Origin of the sequence: Vibrio sp. 1S139 (assembly GCF_041439475.1) — a bacterium.
Classification (GTDB): Bacteria; Pseudomonadota; Gammaproteobacteria; order Enterobacterales; family Vibrionaceae; genus Vibrio; species Vibrio crassostreae_C.
The window spans coordinates 78,398-95,881 of sequence record NZ_JBGOOD010000001.1 but is presented as its reverse complement, the minus strand read 5'-3'; the positions used below and the strand labels follow the sequence as shown (position 1 = coordinate 95,881).

Annotated in this window: 13 protein-coding genes and 1 pseudogene; 8 read left to right on the top strand and 6 right to left on the bottom strand. The window is 43.4% G+C overall.

Translation table 11 applies throughout. The features are described 5' to 3' along the window. Positions 1-54: 54 nt before the first annotated feature. Positions 55-273 carry a translation initiation factor IF-1 gene (infA, locus tag ACED46_RS00380; protein WP_001040192.1) on the top strand — a complete coding sequence of 73 codons (219 nt, stop codon included), beginning with the start codon at positions 55-57 and terminating at the stop codon, positions 271-273. A 208-nt stretch (positions 274-481) separates the two neighbouring features. Here the strand turns inward: infA and clpA are convergent, their stop codons facing one another. Next, complete coding sequence (gene clpA, locus ACED46_RS00375; protein ID WP_017062108.1) at positions 482-2,755, bottom strand: ATP-dependent Clp protease ATP-binding subunit ClpA; 2,274 nt, start codon at positions 2,753-2,755, stop codon at positions 482-484. Between the two features lie 39 nt (positions 2,756-2,794). Next, positions 2,795-3,115: an ATP-dependent Clp protease adapter ClpS gene (gene clpS, locus ACED46_RS00370; protein WP_004737430.1), complete on the bottom strand. Its 321-nt coding sequence runs from the start codon at positions 3,113-3,115 to the stop codon at positions 2,795-2,797. 585 nt (positions 3,116-3,700) lie between these two features. Here clpS and cspD point away from each other — a divergent pair. Further along, the gene (gene cspD, locus ACED46_RS00365) at positions 3,701-3,922 is read left to right on the top strand and encodes a cold shock domain-containing protein CspD (protein WP_004736548.1); all 222 of its coding nucleotides are present in this window, start codon (positions 3,701-3,703) and stop codon (positions 3,920-3,922) included. A gap of 327 nt (positions 3,923-4,249) precedes the next feature. On the opposite strand, the gene ACED46_RS00360 is transcribed toward cspD, so the two are convergent. Next, positions 4,250-6,475, bottom strand: coding sequence for an NADP-dependent isocitrate dehydrogenase (locus tag ACED46_RS00360; RefSeq protein WP_017067848.1), 2,226 nt, complete (start codon positions 6,473-6,475; stop codon positions 4,250-4,252). Between the two features lie 321 nt (positions 6,476-6,796). Between ACED46_RS00360 and ACED46_RS00355 the strand changes: the two genes are divergently transcribed. Beyond that, complete coding sequence (locus tag ACED46_RS00355) at positions 6,797-7,531, top strand: pseudouridine synthase (protein ID WP_371720701.1); 735 nt, start codon at positions 6,797-6,799, stop codon at positions 7,529-7,531. Positions 7,532-7,613: 82 nt separating this feature from the next. On the opposite strand, the gene ACED46_RS00350 is transcribed toward ACED46_RS00355, so the two are convergent. Together ACED46_RS00350 and ACED46_RS00345 are read right to left on the bottom strand one after the other, a co-directional pair. Next, positions 7,614-8,270: a DUF2057 family protein gene (locus ACED46_RS00350; RefSeq protein ID WP_137007596.1), complete on the bottom strand. Its 657-nt coding sequence runs from the start codon at positions 8,268-8,270 to the stop codon at positions 7,614-7,616. A gap of 191 nt (positions 8,271-8,461) precedes the next feature. Further along, positions 8,462-9,463 (bottom strand): porin, encoded by a 1,002-nt coding sequence (locus tag ACED46_RS00345; RefSeq protein WP_137007595.1) that lies wholly within the window; start codon positions 9,461-9,463, stop codon positions 8,462-8,464. A 509-nt stretch (positions 9,464-9,972) separates the two neighbouring features. Here ACED46_RS00345 and dinG point away from each other — a divergent pair. The 5 genes from dinG to ACED46_RS00320 all read left to right on the top strand — a co-directional run bounded on the left by dinG (position 9,973) and on the right by ACED46_RS00320 (position 14,877). After that, complete coding sequence (dinG, locus tag ACED46_RS00340) at positions 9,973-12,048, top strand: ATP-dependent DNA helicase DinG (RefSeq protein ID WP_371720700.1); 2,076 nt, start codon at positions 9,973-9,975, stop codon at positions 12,046-12,048. A 127-nt stretch (positions 12,049-12,175) separates the two neighbouring features. Continuing rightward, the gene (locus ACED46_RS00335; protein WP_017055023.1) at positions 12,176-12,955 is read left to right on the top strand and encodes a TSUP family transporter; all 780 of its coding nucleotides are present in this window, start codon (positions 12,176-12,178) and stop codon (positions 12,953-12,955) included. Positions 12,956-12,977: 22 nt separating this feature from the next. Beyond that, positions 12,978-13,526 (top strand): primosomal replication protein, encoded by a 549-nt coding sequence (locus tag ACED46_RS00330; protein ID WP_371720699.1) that lies wholly within the window; start codon positions 12,978-12,980, stop codon positions 13,524-13,526. Next, on the top strand, positions 13,516-13,686 hold the full coding sequence (rsmS, locus tag ACED46_RS00325) for a pleiotropic regulatory protein RsmS (RefSeq protein WP_017055021.1): 171 nt from the start codon (positions 13,516-13,518) through the stop codon (positions 13,684-13,686). The genes ACED46_RS00330 and rsmS overlap by 11 nt, the downstream gene beginning before the upstream one ends. A gap of 57 nt (positions 13,687-13,743) precedes the next feature. Beyond that, the gene (locus ACED46_RS00320) at positions 13,744-14,877 is read left to right on the top strand and encodes a cupin domain-containing protein (RefSeq protein WP_017070025.1); all 1,134 of its coding nucleotides are present in this window, start codon (positions 13,744-13,746) and stop codon (positions 14,875-14,877) included. A 112-nt stretch (positions 14,878-14,989) separates the two neighbouring features. On the opposite strand, the pseudogene ACED46_RS00315 reads toward ACED46_RS00320, so the two are convergent. Further along, positions 14,990-17,106, bottom strand: a pseudogene (locus ACED46_RS00315) (methyl-accepting chemotaxis protein). Positions 17,107-17,484: the final 378 nt, after the last annotated feature.

The following is a 17,484-nucleotide window of genomic DNA, read 5'->3' as shown; positions in this document are numbered from 1 at the left end:
TTTTAACGGCACAATCAAGCCGTTGAAAACCGCCAAATTTCGAAAGAGGATTAGATGGCTAAAGAAGACGTAATCGAGATGCAAGGCACTGTCCTTGATACTCTACCAAACACAATGTTCCGTGTTGAGCTTGAAAACGGTCACGTAGTGACAGCACACATCTCTGGTAAAATGCGTAAGAACTACATCCGTATTCTTACTGGTGATAAAGTAACTGTTGAGATGACTCCATACGACCTTTCTAAAGGCCGCATCGTCTTCCGTGCTCGTTAATTTTTAATTAGCGAATACAATAAGAAGCGGAGCTTAAGGCTCCGTTTTTTATTGCCTGAGCTTTTTACTACACAAGCACATCAATCTCGCATCTCGCATCTCGCATCTCGCATCTCGCATCTCGCATCTCGCATCTCGCAAGCATAAAAAAACGCACAACCTAAGTCATGCGTTTTATATTTAAGCCTTTGATTTATCAATCACTTCGTTAGTGCATGACCTCTTCTTTAGCACCAACATAGATGAAATCCAATTCGTCTTTTTTCAGGGATACTTTAACCGTACCGCCATCAACCAAGCTACCGAACAGTAACTCGTTAGCAAGTGGTTTCTTAAGCTTCTCTTGAATCACACGTCCCATTGGACGAGCACCCATGGTCTTGTCATAGCCTTTATCAGCTAACCAGTGACGAGCATCCTCAGAAACCTCTAAAGACACGCCACGAGCGTCCAGTTGAACCTGAAGCTCGACAATGAACTTATCAACTACTTGGCTAATCACACTTGGGTCAAGGCTGTTGAACCAAATGATATTATCAAGACGGTTACGGAACTCAGGAGTAAATACCTTCTTGATTTCGCCCATCGCATCTGGCGCATGATCTTGTTGGATCAGGCCGATCGATTTCTTCTCGGTTTCAGCCACACCTGCGTTGGTCGTCATCACTAGAATCACATTGCGGAAGTCCGCTTTGCGACCATTGTTGTCAGTTAGCGTGCCGTTATCCATTACCTGCAGTAGCAAGTTAAAGATATCTGGGTGAGCTTTCTCGATTTCATCCAGTAACACAACAGAGTGCGGGTTCTTGATTACGGCATCCGTTAGCAAACCACCTTGGTCGTAACCAACATAACCAGGAGGCGCACCAATCAAGCGGCTCACTGAGTGTCGCTCACCGTACTCAGACATATCAAAGCGCAGAAGCTCAATACCCATCAACTTAGACAGCTGAACAGTCACCTCTGTTTTACCGACACCAGTAGGACCAGCAAACAAGAATGAACCAACAGGTTTATTGTCTGCACCCAATCCAGCACGGGTCAGCTTAATCGCTTCACTCAATACATCGATTGCAGGGTCTTGTCCGAATACCAACATTTTCATGCGCTCATCCAGTTTCTGGAGTGTATCTTTGTCTGAAGACGATACTGACTTTTCAGGAATACGCGCCATTTTCGCAACCATTGACTCAATATCAGCCACGCTTACCGTTTTCTTACGACGGCTTGCAGGTGCCAAACGACTACGAGCGCCCGCTTCATCGATTACGTCAATGGCCTTATCAGGAAGGTGGCGTTCATTAATGTATTTAGCTGACAGTTCCACAGCGGCACGCAACGCTTTGTTGGTGTAGCGCACTTCGTGGTGAGCTTCGTATTTTGGCTTCAAGCCAATCAGGATCTTGGTCGTATCGTCTAGCGATGGTTCAATAATATCTATTTTCTGGAAGCGACGAGCTAAAGCACGCTCCTTCTCAAAAATACTGCTGTACTCTTGGTACGTTGTTGAACCGATGCAACGTAATTTGCCACTGCTTAGTAGTGGTTTAATTAAGTTTGCCGCATCAACCTGACCACCCGATGCAGCCCCGGCACCGATAATGGTGTGGATCTCATCGATGAACAGAATCGCGTCTTCTTCTTTCTCCAGTTGCTTAAGAATCGCTTTAAAACGTTTCTCAAAGTCACCACGATATTTGGTTCCGGCTAACAGTGAGCCGATATCTAGAGAATAAATTACGCTGCTCTGAATGATTTCAGGCACTTGTCCTTCAACGATGCGCCATGCAAGACCTTCCGCGATGGCAGTTTTACCTACCCCCGCTTCACCCACTAACAGAGGGTTGTTCTTACGACGACGACACAGAACTTGGATAGTGCGTTCTAGCTCTTTGTCACGACCGATTAGTGGGTCAATATTGCCCTGCTTTGCGACTTCGTTAAGGTTAGTAGCAAAATTTTCTAAACGGTCTTCAGAGTTAGCTTCTTCAGCATTTTCTGCACCACCAAATGAATCGGATGATGAAGGACTGTCGCCTTCGTTGCTCGCTTTGGTAATACCGTGTGAGATGAAGTTAACAATATCTAAGCGACTAATGTCGTTTTTCTTAAGAAGATATGCCGCGTGAGATTCTTGCTCACTAAAAATAGCCACAAGTACGTTAGCACCTGTTACTTCGCTGCGACCTGAAGATTGAACATGAAAAACAGCGCGTTGAAGTACTCGTTGGAAGCTCAACGTAGGCTGAGTTTCGCGAGTTTCGTCGCTTTCAGGGATAAGTGGGGTCGTTTGATCGATAAAAATATCGAGCTCATTGCGAAGAGCATCGAGATCAGCCTGACAAGCTTGGAGCGCTTCCTTGGCCGCATCATTTTCTAATAATGCTAGTAGGAGGTGTTCGACAGTCATGAATTCATGTCGCTTGTCTCGCGCACGAGCAAATGCGCCATTTAAACTCGTCTCTAATTCTTTATTTAGCATAAGTACCTCCTAAGGGAACAACAGTGTTGTTCGAGCAATTTATACTTGCTCCATTGTACATAGTAGCGGATGCTCATTTTCCTTTGAGTACATCGTGACCTGCGCTACCTTTGTTTCCGCTATTTCAGCACTGTATGTGCCGCATATAGCTTTACCTTCATAATGAACCTTGAGCATCACTTCCGTTGCTTTTTCGATATCTAGTGAGAAGAATCGCTCTAGGATCTCGATTACAAAGTCCATGGGCGTGTAGTCATCGTTATTCAACACAACGTTATACATCGCCGGTGGCTTTACTTTTGTTGCTTCTTTCTCCAGTAAATCTGAGCCTGGAGATGCCCATTCAAAGTTTCTGCTCATATCGCTTTGCTAAGGGTTATTTTTCGGAAGTCGTGAGTGTTTACCTAACTCAAATTTACCACATTCACGCTTTACCGTGTACTAAGAAACTGCACCTAGAAACAGTACCAAAAAATATTCCTCTATACTGAGCCTAATCCACCATTTCCATCGCTGCAAATAAAAGATCTCGATTAACAAGATTAACATATGTGATTGATTAAAAAGACGCCATAACTATTGATACTAACGATAAGATTACCGCTAAGTTACTATTTGGTTAATAGTTTGCGGTTAATCTCGAATGTGATTTGTTATTAAAATTGATCACTTTTATACCAATTTACTATTGACTGTGCTCAATCATTAGCTACATTGGAGCTAAAAGGTTTTTTAATACACTTTTGCAACATGAATTAAAATCAGTAACACGCTTCAAAAATTAACAATAAGGAATAATTACGCAGGGTAGCGTTAATTTCCGTAAGCAATGTACGAGATTCAAGCTATTAGCTGAAATTCTTTAGCTGGTAGGAATGATATCAATCGCACTTACAACAATTGATATAACAACGTTAGTAACAAAATGCATGAGGGATGTATAGCATGGCTACAGGTACAGTAAAATGGTTTAACAATGCCAAAGGGTTTGGCTTTATTTGTCCAGAAGGTGAAGACGGCGATATTTTCGCGCACTACTCCACAATACAAATGGAAGGTTATCGAACCTTAAAGGCTGGTCAGCAGGTCGACTATGAAGTAGAAAGTGGACCTAAAGGCTCGCATGCTAGCTCCGTTGTTCCTGTAGAAGGCAGCGCCGCAAAATAGGCGAATGCAAACTCATGTTAACCTCCATCAGTCGTCATTAACGGCTGACAGGTAAACAGAATATTGAAACCGCTCATTTAATACCTGTAACACAGGATTACGTGAGCGGTTTTTTTCGTTTTGGGGGCTCTAAAGTTGCTCACTGGACAATGAGCTCGAAGAGCTACTCCCCTTAAGCTAGGTCTTAAGAAGTATTAGACAGAAAAAAGACGCTTTAACATTATCGTTAAAGCGTCTTTCGTTTTGACTTTATCTATAACTTAGCTATCAGCCTAAGCAACTCGTTAGCAAATCACGTTCATGACTGGCTAACGATGAGTCCAATCACTATGCATCAATAAACGCGTTTAGCGTTGAGCTTGGGCGCATTAGTGTTGAAACCAATGCATCGTCAAGTAGGTAGTAACCACCTAAGTCGCCAGCCACACCTTGAGCGTTGTTCAGCTCTGCAACGATCGCTTCTTCACTTTCAGCCAGTTGACTTGCCACACCTGCAAACTCAGCAGCAAGATCAGCGTCAGCCGTTTGCTCAGCAAGCGCCTTAGCCCAGTATGCCGCTAGATAGTAGTGGCTACCACGGTTATCAAGCTCACCTACTCGACGTGAAGGAGACTTGTTGTTATCAAGGAACTCACCCGTCGCTTTATCAAGCGCATCAGCTAGAACTTGTGCTTTAGCGTTACCTGTTACTACGCTCAGGTGCTCTAGAGATGCCGCTAGTGCCAAGAATTCACCTAGAGAATCCCAACGCAGGTGGTTTTCTTTCTCTACTTGTTGAACATGTTTAGGAGCAGAGCCGCCAGCACCTGTTTCAAACAGACCACCACCGTTCATTAGTGGAACAATCGATAGCATCTTAGCTGATGTACCAAGCTCTAAAATCGGGAACAAGTCAGTTAGGTAATCACGTAATACGTTACCAGTAACCGAAATAGTATCTAGGCCTTCTTTGATACGAACCAGTGAGTATTGAGTCGCTTCAAGTGGAGCAAGGATCTTAATTTCAAGACCATCGGTATCGTATTCAGGAAGGTATGCTTCAACTTTCTTGATAAGCTGAGCATCATGTGCGCGTGACGCATCTAGCCAAAATACCGCTGGAACACCCGATGCACGAGCACGCGTTACCGCAAGCTTAACCCAGTCTTGGATTGGTGCATCTTTAACCTGACACATACGGAAGATATCGCCTTCCTCTACGTCTTGCTCAAGAAGCACAGCGCCTGAAGCGTCAACAACTTGAACCTGACCAGCAGCTTCAAGGATGAAAGTCTTATCATGAGAACCGTACTCTTCCGCTTTTTGAGCCATCAAGCCAACGTTTGGTACGCTACCCATCGTTGTTGGATCGAACGCGCCGTTCTCTTTACAGAAATCAATAACCGCTTGGTAAATGCTCGCGTAGCTACGATCTGGGATCATTGCTTTGGTATCTTTTTGCTTACCTTCTGGATCCCACATTTGACCAGAAGAACGCAGCATTGCAGGCATAGATGCATCCACAATGATATCGCTTGGTACGTGTAGGTTAGTAATGCCACGGTCCGAATCAACCATCGCTAGTGGTGGCTGAGTCTCGTATACCGCTTGCAGGTCAGCTTCGATTGCTTCTTTCTGCTCTTGAGGAAGCGCATCAATCTTCGCGTAGACATCACCGATGCCGTTATTTACATCAACGCCTAGCTCTTCAAACAGCTGACCGTGTTTAGCAAATACGTCTTTGTAGTAAACCTTAACCGCGTGACCAAAGATCACTGGGTCAGATACTTTCATCATCGTCGCTTTCAAGTGAAGAGAAAGCAGTACACCTTGCTCTTTAGCCGATGCGATTTCTTTTTCGAAGAATGCAACCAAAGCGGCCTTATTCATCACTGACGCATCAATGATCTCTTTATCTTGCAGTGCAAAAGCTGGCTTCAATGTTTTCTTCGCACCATCTTTGCCAACGAATTCAATGCTAACTTCTGTAGCACCTTCAATGGTTACTGACTTTTCGCTACCGAAGAAGTCTTTGTCGTCCATACTTGAAACGTGCGACTTAGAATCTGCAGACCAAGCACCCATTGAGTGTGGGTTCTTCTTCGCGTAGTTTTTAACAGAAAGTGGAGCGCGGCGATCCGAGTTACCTTCACGCAATACTGGATTTACTGCACTGCCTTTGATTTTGTCGTAAGTCGCTTTTACTGCTTTCTCTTCGTCAGTGTTTGCTTCTTCTGGGTAATTAGGAAGTGCGTAACCTTTTGACTGTAGCTCTTTGATTGTTGCTTGAAGCTGAGGTACAGATGCAGAGATGTTTGGAAGCTTGATAATGTTTGCTTCTGGTGTCTTAGCCAATTCACCTAGTTCTGCTAATGCATCACCAATACGTTGCTCTTCGTTCAAATAGTCAGGGAAGTTGGCAATAATACGCCCTGCAAGTGAAATGTCGCGAGTATCAACGTTAATACCAGAAGAAGCTGTAAAAGATTGAATGATAGGCAGCAGAGAGTATGTTGCTAGCGCCGGAGCTTCGTCTGTAATGGTATAGATGATCGTTGGTTTTTCAGTAGGCATGAAATTTCCCTATAGTTCTTACAAGCTCATTTAAAGTAGTGAGCGTGTTATAAATTGACCAGTAAGCCACTCTAAGAGTGAAAACTGCTTACTCGATAGTCGTACTCTATCTTATTTTTCATACAATCTTGATGACAGCATGAACCAAATCCGTGAGTGCGTTGTTATAATAAAACACGAAGGTATAATTAAACAAATCAGGCTTAAGAGTCCATCAACTTGTTCTATTTTGTGTCTTTTAGGCGCGCAAATGATAGCTCAATTCCGTTTCAGTGAAAACTTTTCAGCACACTTCGTTTACATTTTTGCAAGGTAGTTAACATGTCTACTCGCTCACGCAGCGCATCTCGTTCAGACAAACCGGCTCGTTCTGGTGCAACATTAAAACAAAGCGGTAATAGACAAAGCCGAAGCAGTGATAAGAATAACACTGGCAATTCGCACAACAAATCTCACTCAAGCAAGCACCGATATAAAGGCAAGCCTACCAATGCAAAACCTAAGGTTGCGCTCGAAGATCGCAAAGTCATTTTGTTCAACAAGCCTTTCGATACTCTCAGCCAGTTCACTGATGGCGAAGGCAGGAAAACACTCGCCGACTTTATTCCGGTTAAAGATGTTTACGCGGCGGGTCGACTTGATCGCGACAGTGAAGGATTAATGGTCTTGACCAATGATGGCATCTTCCAAGCTAAATTAACTCAACCAAACTCAAAATCGCCAAAGACTTACTGGGTGCAGGTTGAAGGCGCACCTTCTGAGGAAGATTTAGATAAATTGAGAAAAGGCGTGGAGCTAAAAGACGGCATGACACTGCCTGCTCAGGTCGAGATGATGTCTGAACCTGTTGTGTGGGAAAGAACCCCTCCAGTTAGGTTTAGAGCTGCAATACCGACTACATGGATAGCGATGACTATCATTGAAGGACGTAACCGTCAGGTAAGGCGTATGACAGCCAATATCGGCTTCCCTACCCTGCGCCTCATTCGCTATTCGATGGGTAATATGAACGTCGGTGAGCTTCAGCCTGGTGAGTGGAGAGAGGTAAAGCTTTAACCGCTTGAACGAATAGAGCCAGCAGCTAGTGCTCCTGGCTTCGCTCCCTTAAAACACAGTCATCAACGTTGATTGAGTTCGTTTACTGCTGATCAACCAACCATTTACGGAGTGATTTACGCTCAGTTGGCGACAATTTCAAATACGACATTTTTGCTTTTTGCATTTCTAGGCTATCTTGGCCTACAGACTTAGCTGCTTGTTGCTTACCGTTTACTAAACTTGCACCGGCAACCGTTGCAATGACATTACCCGCAAAGCTGATGCCATTGGCTGCGTTATAAATCGCAAGTTGTTCGTCAAGGTTTGAATATGGGAGCATGCCCTTTTTCCCCACCATTTTGATTTGGTCGTAATCTATATCGCTGCCATTGAGGCTCACATTCCAGTCAATCGTATCGCCTTCAAACACTTTTCTTGCTTGAGGTACGTCCTTCAGTTTCGGACCGTCGATTTCCAGTTCGCCACCATTAACATCCAAGGTAAGAATATAAGGCGCTGAAGTGAAGTTGCCACGCTGCTCACCTCGCCCCAACATCGTATCAATGCGTAACACGATTTGATTCGATCCTGTGGTAAGCATAAACGGTTCATCCATCTGCTTTTGACTATTGATAAATAACACTTCAACCCCTTGAGCCGCATCTAGCTCGGTCGACGAATTGGTGTTTGCATATGCATTCGGGACACTCAACGCAGAAAGCGTCATTAAAATCGAAGTCCAAATAGTACGTTTCATGATTTAACCCTTTTTTATCATTAAGTCTTATACCCAAATAACCTCGAGGTCTCGCTAACACCATGCATAAAAATATAGCTTACTAGCCAGAGATTTAAGCTCAGTTGGGTATAACACTGACAGCTTTCTTATATAATCAAAAAGGCCGCATAAATGCGACCTTTGTTTACATTCAACTTGATATCAAGTGATTAGAATGTGTAGTACATACCAGCAACAACACCGTCACCTTCAACTTTGTTGTTGTTATCAGCTACATCTTCTGCATCAGTATATTCAACGAATGCTAAGATGTTGCTAGAAACTGAGTAATCAGCACCGATAGTGTAGTAGTTGATTTCTTCATCGTTATCACCGTCAGTGAAACCGAATGACGTGTATAGACGTGCTTTTTCGATTTGGTAATCTAGAGCTGCAGAAATTGTGTCTAGATCTGAAGCACCATCGATGTCTTCAAAGATGTAGTTCACTGCTGCACCGAAGTTACCTAGAGTAAGGCCAGCTTTCGCACCCATTACACTGTAATCGTTGCCTTTCTTACTGCGATTACCTTGGTCTTGGTAAGTTGCGCCAAGAGTGAACATCTCATCGAAAGTGTATTCAGCAGATACACCGTATGCAGCATCTTCATTTTCATCTGAAGATAGGTAAGTATCAGCGATTAACTTAAGACCACCAGTTGTGTACTTCGCTGAAATTGCATGACCAGCAGACTCAAGAGAGCTAACAAAGTCATCCATGTAACCTAAACCTTCGTTAGTGTTGTCTAGTGTTACTGCGTCTAGAGAGTCACCGAAGTCACCTACTTCACCAGCAGCAATACCGAAGTTTTCACCAATATTGAAACCGAAGTAAAGGTCATCAGTTTGCATTGAATTATCGTCACTTACCTTACCTTTCCAACCATCAAAACCGTTACCGTTTTGGATTTCGAAAGAGCCGAATGCAGATACGCTATCGTTCAACTTATGCGTTGCATCGATTTGGATTTTTGCCCATAGATCCACGTCAATGTCAGACTTGGTTTTTGTAGCTGCACCATTAACTGTTGTTGTTGATTCAGCAGTACTTAGGTAAGTATCGATTTCACCTTTAACGTTGAACGCTGTAGTGCCGTCGTCATAAATGTTGCCTGCTGCTAGCGTAGAAGTTGAGATACCCGCTAGTGCTAATGCGATTAGAGTCTTTTTCATAATAAATCCACTGCCTTTTCTAAGAATGGGAGATCCTTGCCCGGTTCCCTATTATTTTTGTGACTAGTAATTACCACTCTTTGTTGGCTAACCACTGTCACTAAATTTCGATGTCTAGATTGCAAAAGATTATCCTGCGTGTCAAATAAACTAAAAAAACACTCAAAAAAACATAAACAACTAAAAATCAAACACTTACATTTTTTTCATTATTTTACGAGTGACTTATCCTTAGTTTTATTGGGAAATATAATAACTATAAAAACAAAAAATACAGCATTAAAAACCATAAAAATAAAAACAAAGACACTAAATAAGAATTTCATACCTGATAGCCAGTCTTTTTTAATGTTTATATTTCACAAGATAAATAAAATAGTTAAGTTCCTGATGGTTCAGTTTTTTTTGTGAACGAGATCTACCTTTGATTCAAAAGCGAGCTATTTTGCCGTAAATGTACCGGCTAGTGATATGTGCTACTATCCTCGCTCCGTTACGTAGGTCACAGTATGCTAACTACTAAAATTCAAAACTCTATCCGCACCAGTTATCAAAACCTCCAAGATCAGTTGGACAACTTTGTACCTCGACGTGCTCAAAATTACCTTGTTGCAGAAATAGCAAAGACACTTTGTGGGCAATACCACAAAAGTAATCGCATGATTGTTGCAGAGGCAGGAACGGGGATTGGCAAATCACTGGCTTATTTGATGGCGACGATTCCTGTTGCGGTACTCAACAATCGAAAAATCGTCATTTCAACGGCGACGGTTGCACTTCAAGAACAACTCGTCAATAAAGACCTCCCTCTATATAGAAGACTTACTGATAGAGAGTTCTCTTTTATACTCGCCAAAGGTAGACAGCGTTATTGCTGTGCCGAGAAGTTAGCCGCTGCTTGTGGAGTTGATGGTGGACAAATGGCTATGTTCGACGCCAAACCAAAGAAAAAGGATACCGAACAACTTCAAACCATGTACCGTAGTTTGGCTCAAGGCAAATGGGATGGCGACCGCGACTCATGGCCGAAACCAATCGACAATATAATTTGGCAAATGATTGTCAGTGATAAGCACAGCTGTAATAACAGTATGCCTTCTCATAGAGACTGCCCTTTCCAAAAAGCACGCTCGGAGCTAGATAAAGCGGACGTGATTATCGCCAATCACAGTTTAGTGATGGCTGACGCAGACCTAGGCGGTGGAGTTATTCTTCCAGAACCTGAGAATAGTATCTATATCTTCGACGAGGCCCATCATTTACCTCACGTAGCAAGAGACCACTCGTCTGCAGCGGCGAGCTTAAAAGGCGCCGCATCTTGGTTAGAGCGCTTAAATCAATCCATCACCAAGCTTTCGGGCCTCGCGGACGAAAAGCGCGTTAATCGATTCAGAAATGAACTGCAAGATTCAGTACAGCAGCTGATTCCCACTCTGAATCAGCTAAACAAACAATTTGACACCGCCCATTTTGAAGACGGGTTGTTTCGTTTTGAGCACGGCGAGCTACCCGAATGGCTAGAAAGTGAATCTAAAGATCTCAAGCAGCTCACTCAAAAGGCGAGTCAAGCCGTCGCAAAAGTTGCAGACCTCATTGCTGAACGTGTTAAAGACGGTGAACTTTCAGCGAAATTAGCCGAGCCCGCACTCGCTGAAATAGGTTTCTATATACAAAGGACAGAGAATCTAGCGCAAGTATGGCGCCTAATGGCGGAACCTAAGCGAGAAAAGGGGGCGCCGTTAGCGCGTTGGCTTGAGTTAAACAAAGAGAGTGAAGGCGATATCGTCGTGAATGTTTCACCATTAGAGGTGGGCTGGCAACTTGACCAACAGATTTGGAGCCGCTGTGTTGGAGCCGTCTTAGTTTCTGCGACAATGAGAGCGCTAAATTCCTTCAGCTTCTTCAGTCATCAAGCCGGTATCAGTCAAAAAGCGGAAGATGGTGTGCAATTTCTGGCTTTAGCGTCACCGTTTGATTATCAGAATCAAGCAGAGCTGATCGTTCCAGCTATGAAATACGAACCGCAAGCGCCTCAGTTTACCGAATATCTTATTGAAATTTTGCCTAAGATAATAGAAGAAAACAAAGCCAATCTCATTTTATTCTCTTCTTACTGGCAAATGAATAAAGTTGCAGAAGCTTTGGCAACAAATTTCGTTAAAAAGTCATGGGCTTTACAGGTTCAAGGTGATACTTCACGCACTGAAATCCTAAAAAAACATAAAAAACTCATAGACCAAGGTAAAACAAGCGTTCTTTTTGGGACTGGCAGCTTTTCAGAAGGCCTTGACCTACCAGGAGCACTTCTTGAAAACCTAGTTATTACCAAGATTCCTTTTGGCGTTCCAACCTCCCCAGTAGAACAAGCACATTCAGAATATATTGAATCACGTGGCGGTAATCCCTTTATGCAGATTACTGTTCCAGATGCGAGTAAAAAGCTTATTCAATCTGTCGGTCGGCTACTGCGAAAAGAACGAGATTCTGGTAAAGTTACCATCCTTGATAGACGTATAGTGACGAAGCGATACGGGAAGTCCCTACTCGACTCGCTACCGCCTTTTAAAAGAACAATAAATTACTAATTTTCCTACCATTAAGGTAGTTATGGGCCAGTTATCGCTAGGCCCTTCATTCACAACCCAACATGACTAATCCATCGATTATTCGTGTGGCTGTACGACCAGCCGACAACGAGAACACTAGCTATTTATGGAAATGATTGAACCAACCATGTTGGTTATTCTTGCTCTGGTTGCATTTGCAGCTGGCTTTATTGATGCTGTCGCCGGTGGTGGTGGGATGTTAACCGTCCCCGCTTTGTTATCACTTGGCCTGCCACCACACATTGCGTTGGGTACCAATAAGCTCGCTGCGACGTTTGCCTCATCGACAGCGGCTTTTACGTATTACCGTAAGAAATTATTTAAACCCGAGTGCTGGGTCAACGCATTTATAGCAACGCTAATAGGTGCGACTATTGGCACATTAACCGTTGATGCAATCAGTACTGAATGGTTAGAGAAAGTCTTACCGCTCATTATTTTAGCGGCGGCAGTCTATACCATTTTCCACAAGACTCCAGACGTGAGCCACGATGTGTCTCCTAAACCGTGTCCGGTACTTAAAAGAAAACAAAAGTACCAAGGGTTCATTCTTGGGTTTTACGATGGTGTTGCAGGCCCAGGAACCGGCGCATTTTGGACCGTAAGTTCTATGGCACTTTACCGCCTGAATATCTTACTTGCTTCTGGCCTAGCTAAAGCAATGAACTTTACCAGTAACTTCACTTCTTTGGTAACTTTCGCCATTTTGGGTCATATTGATTGGGTTCTTGGTTTAACCATGGGTGTTTGCTTAATGGCAGGGGCATTTGTTGGTGCACACTCTGCGATTCGTTTTGGTGCGACGTTTATACGACCTGTCTTTGTGACTGTGGTCAGTGTTCTTGCAATTAAACTGGCTTACGAAGCGTGGTTTGTAAACTTATAGCTACCAGCAAACAGGAAGCAACATGAATCAGTTTTCAAAACTAAAAAGTGTTATTGACACCTTGATTGGCCATTGCTCTCAGGTCGATAAATCTCGTGGTGCTTACCATCAAGCATTGTTTGATCGAGCCTTGTTTAAGTGTGGCTCCTCTATTCTGCTTCCTTATGCACTTGAAACTCAGGCGACTTATAACACCATCATTCGTGAACAGGACACCAATCAACTCACTTCATCACGAGCGAATTACCTAACTGAAAAACTGACCAACCAGATTGCAGCGATTCAACGAGAGTTAGCGAATCACGATTTGCGTCTAGATAGAAAAAGTAAATCAGAGAAAAGTTTAAACGATTTATACAATGAACTTGCACAGCATCAAGATTGGCAAAAGCGGCTAGTCGATTTAGTTCAAGCACGAAAGTTAGCGTTTGATTCTGCGCCTCGCCACAGTAAGAAAAAAGCGGAAGAGGCTTGGCAGTTAGCAAAAGAGCGATTAGAACGCTGTGAAGACTCAATGAAAAATATTGAGAGACTGATTAACTTAGAGAACCCTAAGCGAAATGAACACTGATAACACACCATCACCACTGGATAACGCACCAGAAGAAGTTAAGTTAGCTGTCGACCTGATCTATCTGCTCGAAAGCAACGAAATCGATCCAAAAGTCGCGTTAGAAGCAATCAAAATTGTCCAGCAAGATTTACAAGCCAAACTAGCATCTAGCATCTAGCATCTAGCATCTAGCATCTAGCATCTAGCATCTAGCATAAAAATATACAGGATTCACATGTACCAACTCAGCTTTTCTATGCCCGAGTTTCTTGAAAACTACTGGCATAAAAAACCAACCATCTTAAAGGGTGGCTTCCAAAACTTCGTCGACCCAATTTCGCCGGAAGAACTTGCTGGTTTATCGATGGAAGAAGAAGTGGATTCTCGCTTTGTCTCTAACCTCGACAATCAGTGGACTGCAGAACACGGCCCATTCTCTGAAGAAAAGTTTGGCGAATTAACCGAAACTCATTGGCAACTGATCGTTCAAGCAGCGAACCACTGGCACCAAGGCGCAAATCAGCTGACTGAGGCGTTCCAAGCGTTACCAAACTGGTTATTCGACGATCTCATGATCTGCTACTCAGCACCTGAAGGCGGCGTAGGCCCACATATTGATCAATACGATGTCTTCATCATTCAAGGTCAAGGCAAACGTCAATGGAAGGTTGGCGCTAAAGATGTTGGCCAATACAAAGAGACTGTTCAAGCGTCTGCACTTCGTCAAATTGAAGGTTTTGACCCAATCATTGATGAAACTTTAGAGCCGGGCGATATCCTTTATATCCCACCAGGTTTCCCACATGAAGGGAGCACGTTAGAGCCGTCAATGAGCTACTCTATTGGCTACCGCTCGCCTAAAGAACAAGAACTGATCAGCAACTTTGCCGATTTTGTGCTTGCTCATGATATGGGTGACGTACACCTGCACGATCCAGAATTCAAAATGCAAGAAGGCTACGGAAAAATTCGTTCATCGGATTTAAGCAATCTCACAGACATGTTGAAATCTGCACTAGAGCAACCTGAAACCATCAGTGAATTCATGGGTTGTCTGCTAAGCCAATCACGCCACCAGCTTGATATCGTTGCTCCAGAGCCACTATGGACTCAAGAAGAGATCGCTCAACACTTAGAGTCTGAAGGTGAGATTCACCGAGTATCAGGCTTAAAGGCGCTCTACCACGAAAATGAAAGCAACACTGCTTACATCAATGGCGAAGTGGTTAAGGTTGATGAAGCGGATTCTTCGTTACTCAACATACTTTGCGATGAGACCATGATTACCTCGGCTACTGCCCTATCTCCTTCGGGCATAACTGTCGTGACTGAATTGGTCAACAAAGGCTACTGGTTTATCGAAGAGTAAGCAGCGTCAACCGCTGGTTATTGCCTAGCCTCTAAATAAACAATTAAAAAAGGGACAAATGAAATCTTCATTTGTCCCTTTTTCTATTCAAGAACTGGTTAAGGCTTAATGCTTATACCTTGAACTGATTGACCAACTTCTGTTGTTGTTGAGACAGTTGGTCAATTTCATTGCCGACTTGCTCAGAAGCCGCGGCTTGCTCCAAGATCTTCGCACTCAAATCGCGAATATTAACCACGCTTTGATTTACTTCACCGGAAACCGATTGTTGCTCTTCGGCTGCTCGAACGATCTGACTGTTCATATCACTGATCGCCTCAATAGAAGTAAAGATCGACCCCAGATCTTCAACTGCTTTCTGAACGTGTAGTGCTGTATCGTTAGCTAGGATATTGCCTTCTTGTATTGCTTCAACGACATCTTGAGTTCCAGCATGAACCTTGTCGATCACCGCTCTGATCTCACCAACCGATGACTGGGTGCGACTTGCGAGGTTTCTTACCTCATCCGCAACAACCGCAAAGCCACGACCTTGTTCGCCAGCACGAGCCGCTTCAATCGCCGCATTCAATGCCAGTAAGTTAGTTTGCTCAGAGATCCCTTCAATCACACTTAAGATCTCTGTGATGTTTCCGTTATTTTTTGCCAATTCTTCAACAATAGGAACAGCACTCGACATACGCTCCACCAGCTTTCTCATTTCACCGGCTGAAAGTTCGATGACTTGTTGCCCTTGTTGAGCAGAACGATTCGCTTCGCACGCTGCATCAACGGCCACTTCTGCATTTTGTACCACTAAGCCCGCAGTTTGAGTCATCTCTTCGGCCGCTGTCGCCACAAGATCGACTTCTTTAAATTGAGATTCACTGCTTTCTCTGGTGCTTGATGCCGATGCTTTAGCCTGGCTTGTCGTACTCGCCACTTGTTCAGTGGTGTGAATAACTTCTTTGATCGTGTGTTGTAACTTGTCTAAGAATAAGTTGAACCCTTTAGATAGCTGACCAATTTCGTCTTGAGATTTCACTTCCAAACGCTGTGTCAAATCACCTTCACCAGAAGCAATATCATTAAGTCGCTCAACCACTTGTCGAATAGGCTTCACAATTGAAAGGGAAGCAAATGCGATGATGGCTAAGCCGAACAAAATGAATACGGTACCTGCAATTACTTCCGTCTTGATGCCTTCACTTAGCTTAGTACTAATGATGGAATCCAATTTGTTGGCATCAGCGACGACGCTCTCTCTTGGAATCTCGACAACACCCCCCAAGTTTGGTTAGCTGCAACAACAGGTGCAAAGGCAAGTAACCACTCACCGTTCTCGCTCCATTGCGTTGTCACTTCACCACCAAAGATAAAGTCGGTCATTAAATCACTGTTTGTATTGCCACTTTGGAAAGTTGAACCGACTGCAATGCTTGAATCATCAGAAGCGATGACCGAACCATCTAGACTAACCACGTAAGCTTTACCCGCACCGTTAAACAAGCTCTGGTCAGATTGAGTAATCACACTCGTTAAACCATCAAGTCTTAGATCAATACCAAGAAAACCAATAGCAACGTCGTCAACCAAAATAGGGACTGAAATAGAGGACGTAAGTAGTGCTACACCACCGCTGTTCACGACTCTCGGCGTACTAATACACGTTTGCCCTGAAGACAAAGGACAGTAAAAACGTTCACTATTGCTGTCATCATTCAAGATAGATTCTGAAAGAACGTTCGCTAGAACATTTTCACCGTTATCTGCCACCTTCCAGTAAGGAGCAAAACGACCTTTTTCGTTAGAACCAACATAATCAGCATCGACATAATTCGCATCTTCACTATCGAGCAAGTCAGGCTTGAAAACTAGATACGCTCCTTGAATAGAGTCGAAGTTTAAAACCGAGCGACGAACCATTTCATCCAAGGCGGTACGAAGCTCTTCACTTGGTGTAAAGTTTTCGTCTGCATTGTTTTTTAGAAACTGAGCACTGGCCGCAAGCATTTCTGCGCGGTAAATAGCTTCGTCTACATAACGTTGAGTTTCTTGAGCATTAAGCAGAGAAACAGACGCCAGCAGCTGCTGAGTTTTATTGATAACTGATTCTGAACTTTGAGATTTGATGACTTGTTGATTGCTCGTTGCGTTGTAGATCGAGAAACCAATAAGAGACAGTGACGTAATGATTAAACAACAACCTGCTAAGAGGGTTATTTTCCACTGTACCGATAGAGAGCGCATTTAATATCCTTATTTAAGCCAAAAGACTTCCATAACCATAACTATCACATCGACAACGAATTGCTGTACAAAATGCAAACAAGTTAGACGAATAGCTTAGCGGATAATTACAGCACAAATTGCTTACATATAAAACGAAAGTTTATACAAATGTTAATAGAGCGTGTTTTCTTCCTTTTTTCTGTGATTTAAAATGATGTACTCATATAATCATTGGCTGTGTTGCTTAGGTTTTAGCGCTTTGGACATAGCCAGAACATCGATATTTAAAGGAAGCCCACTCCACCCTCTCCCTCTTTAAAATGCAGCAATTTCGGATTAGTTTTTATAATCCAAGTTATAGATTTTTATCTTGCTCAACTTCACACTTTTTGATTG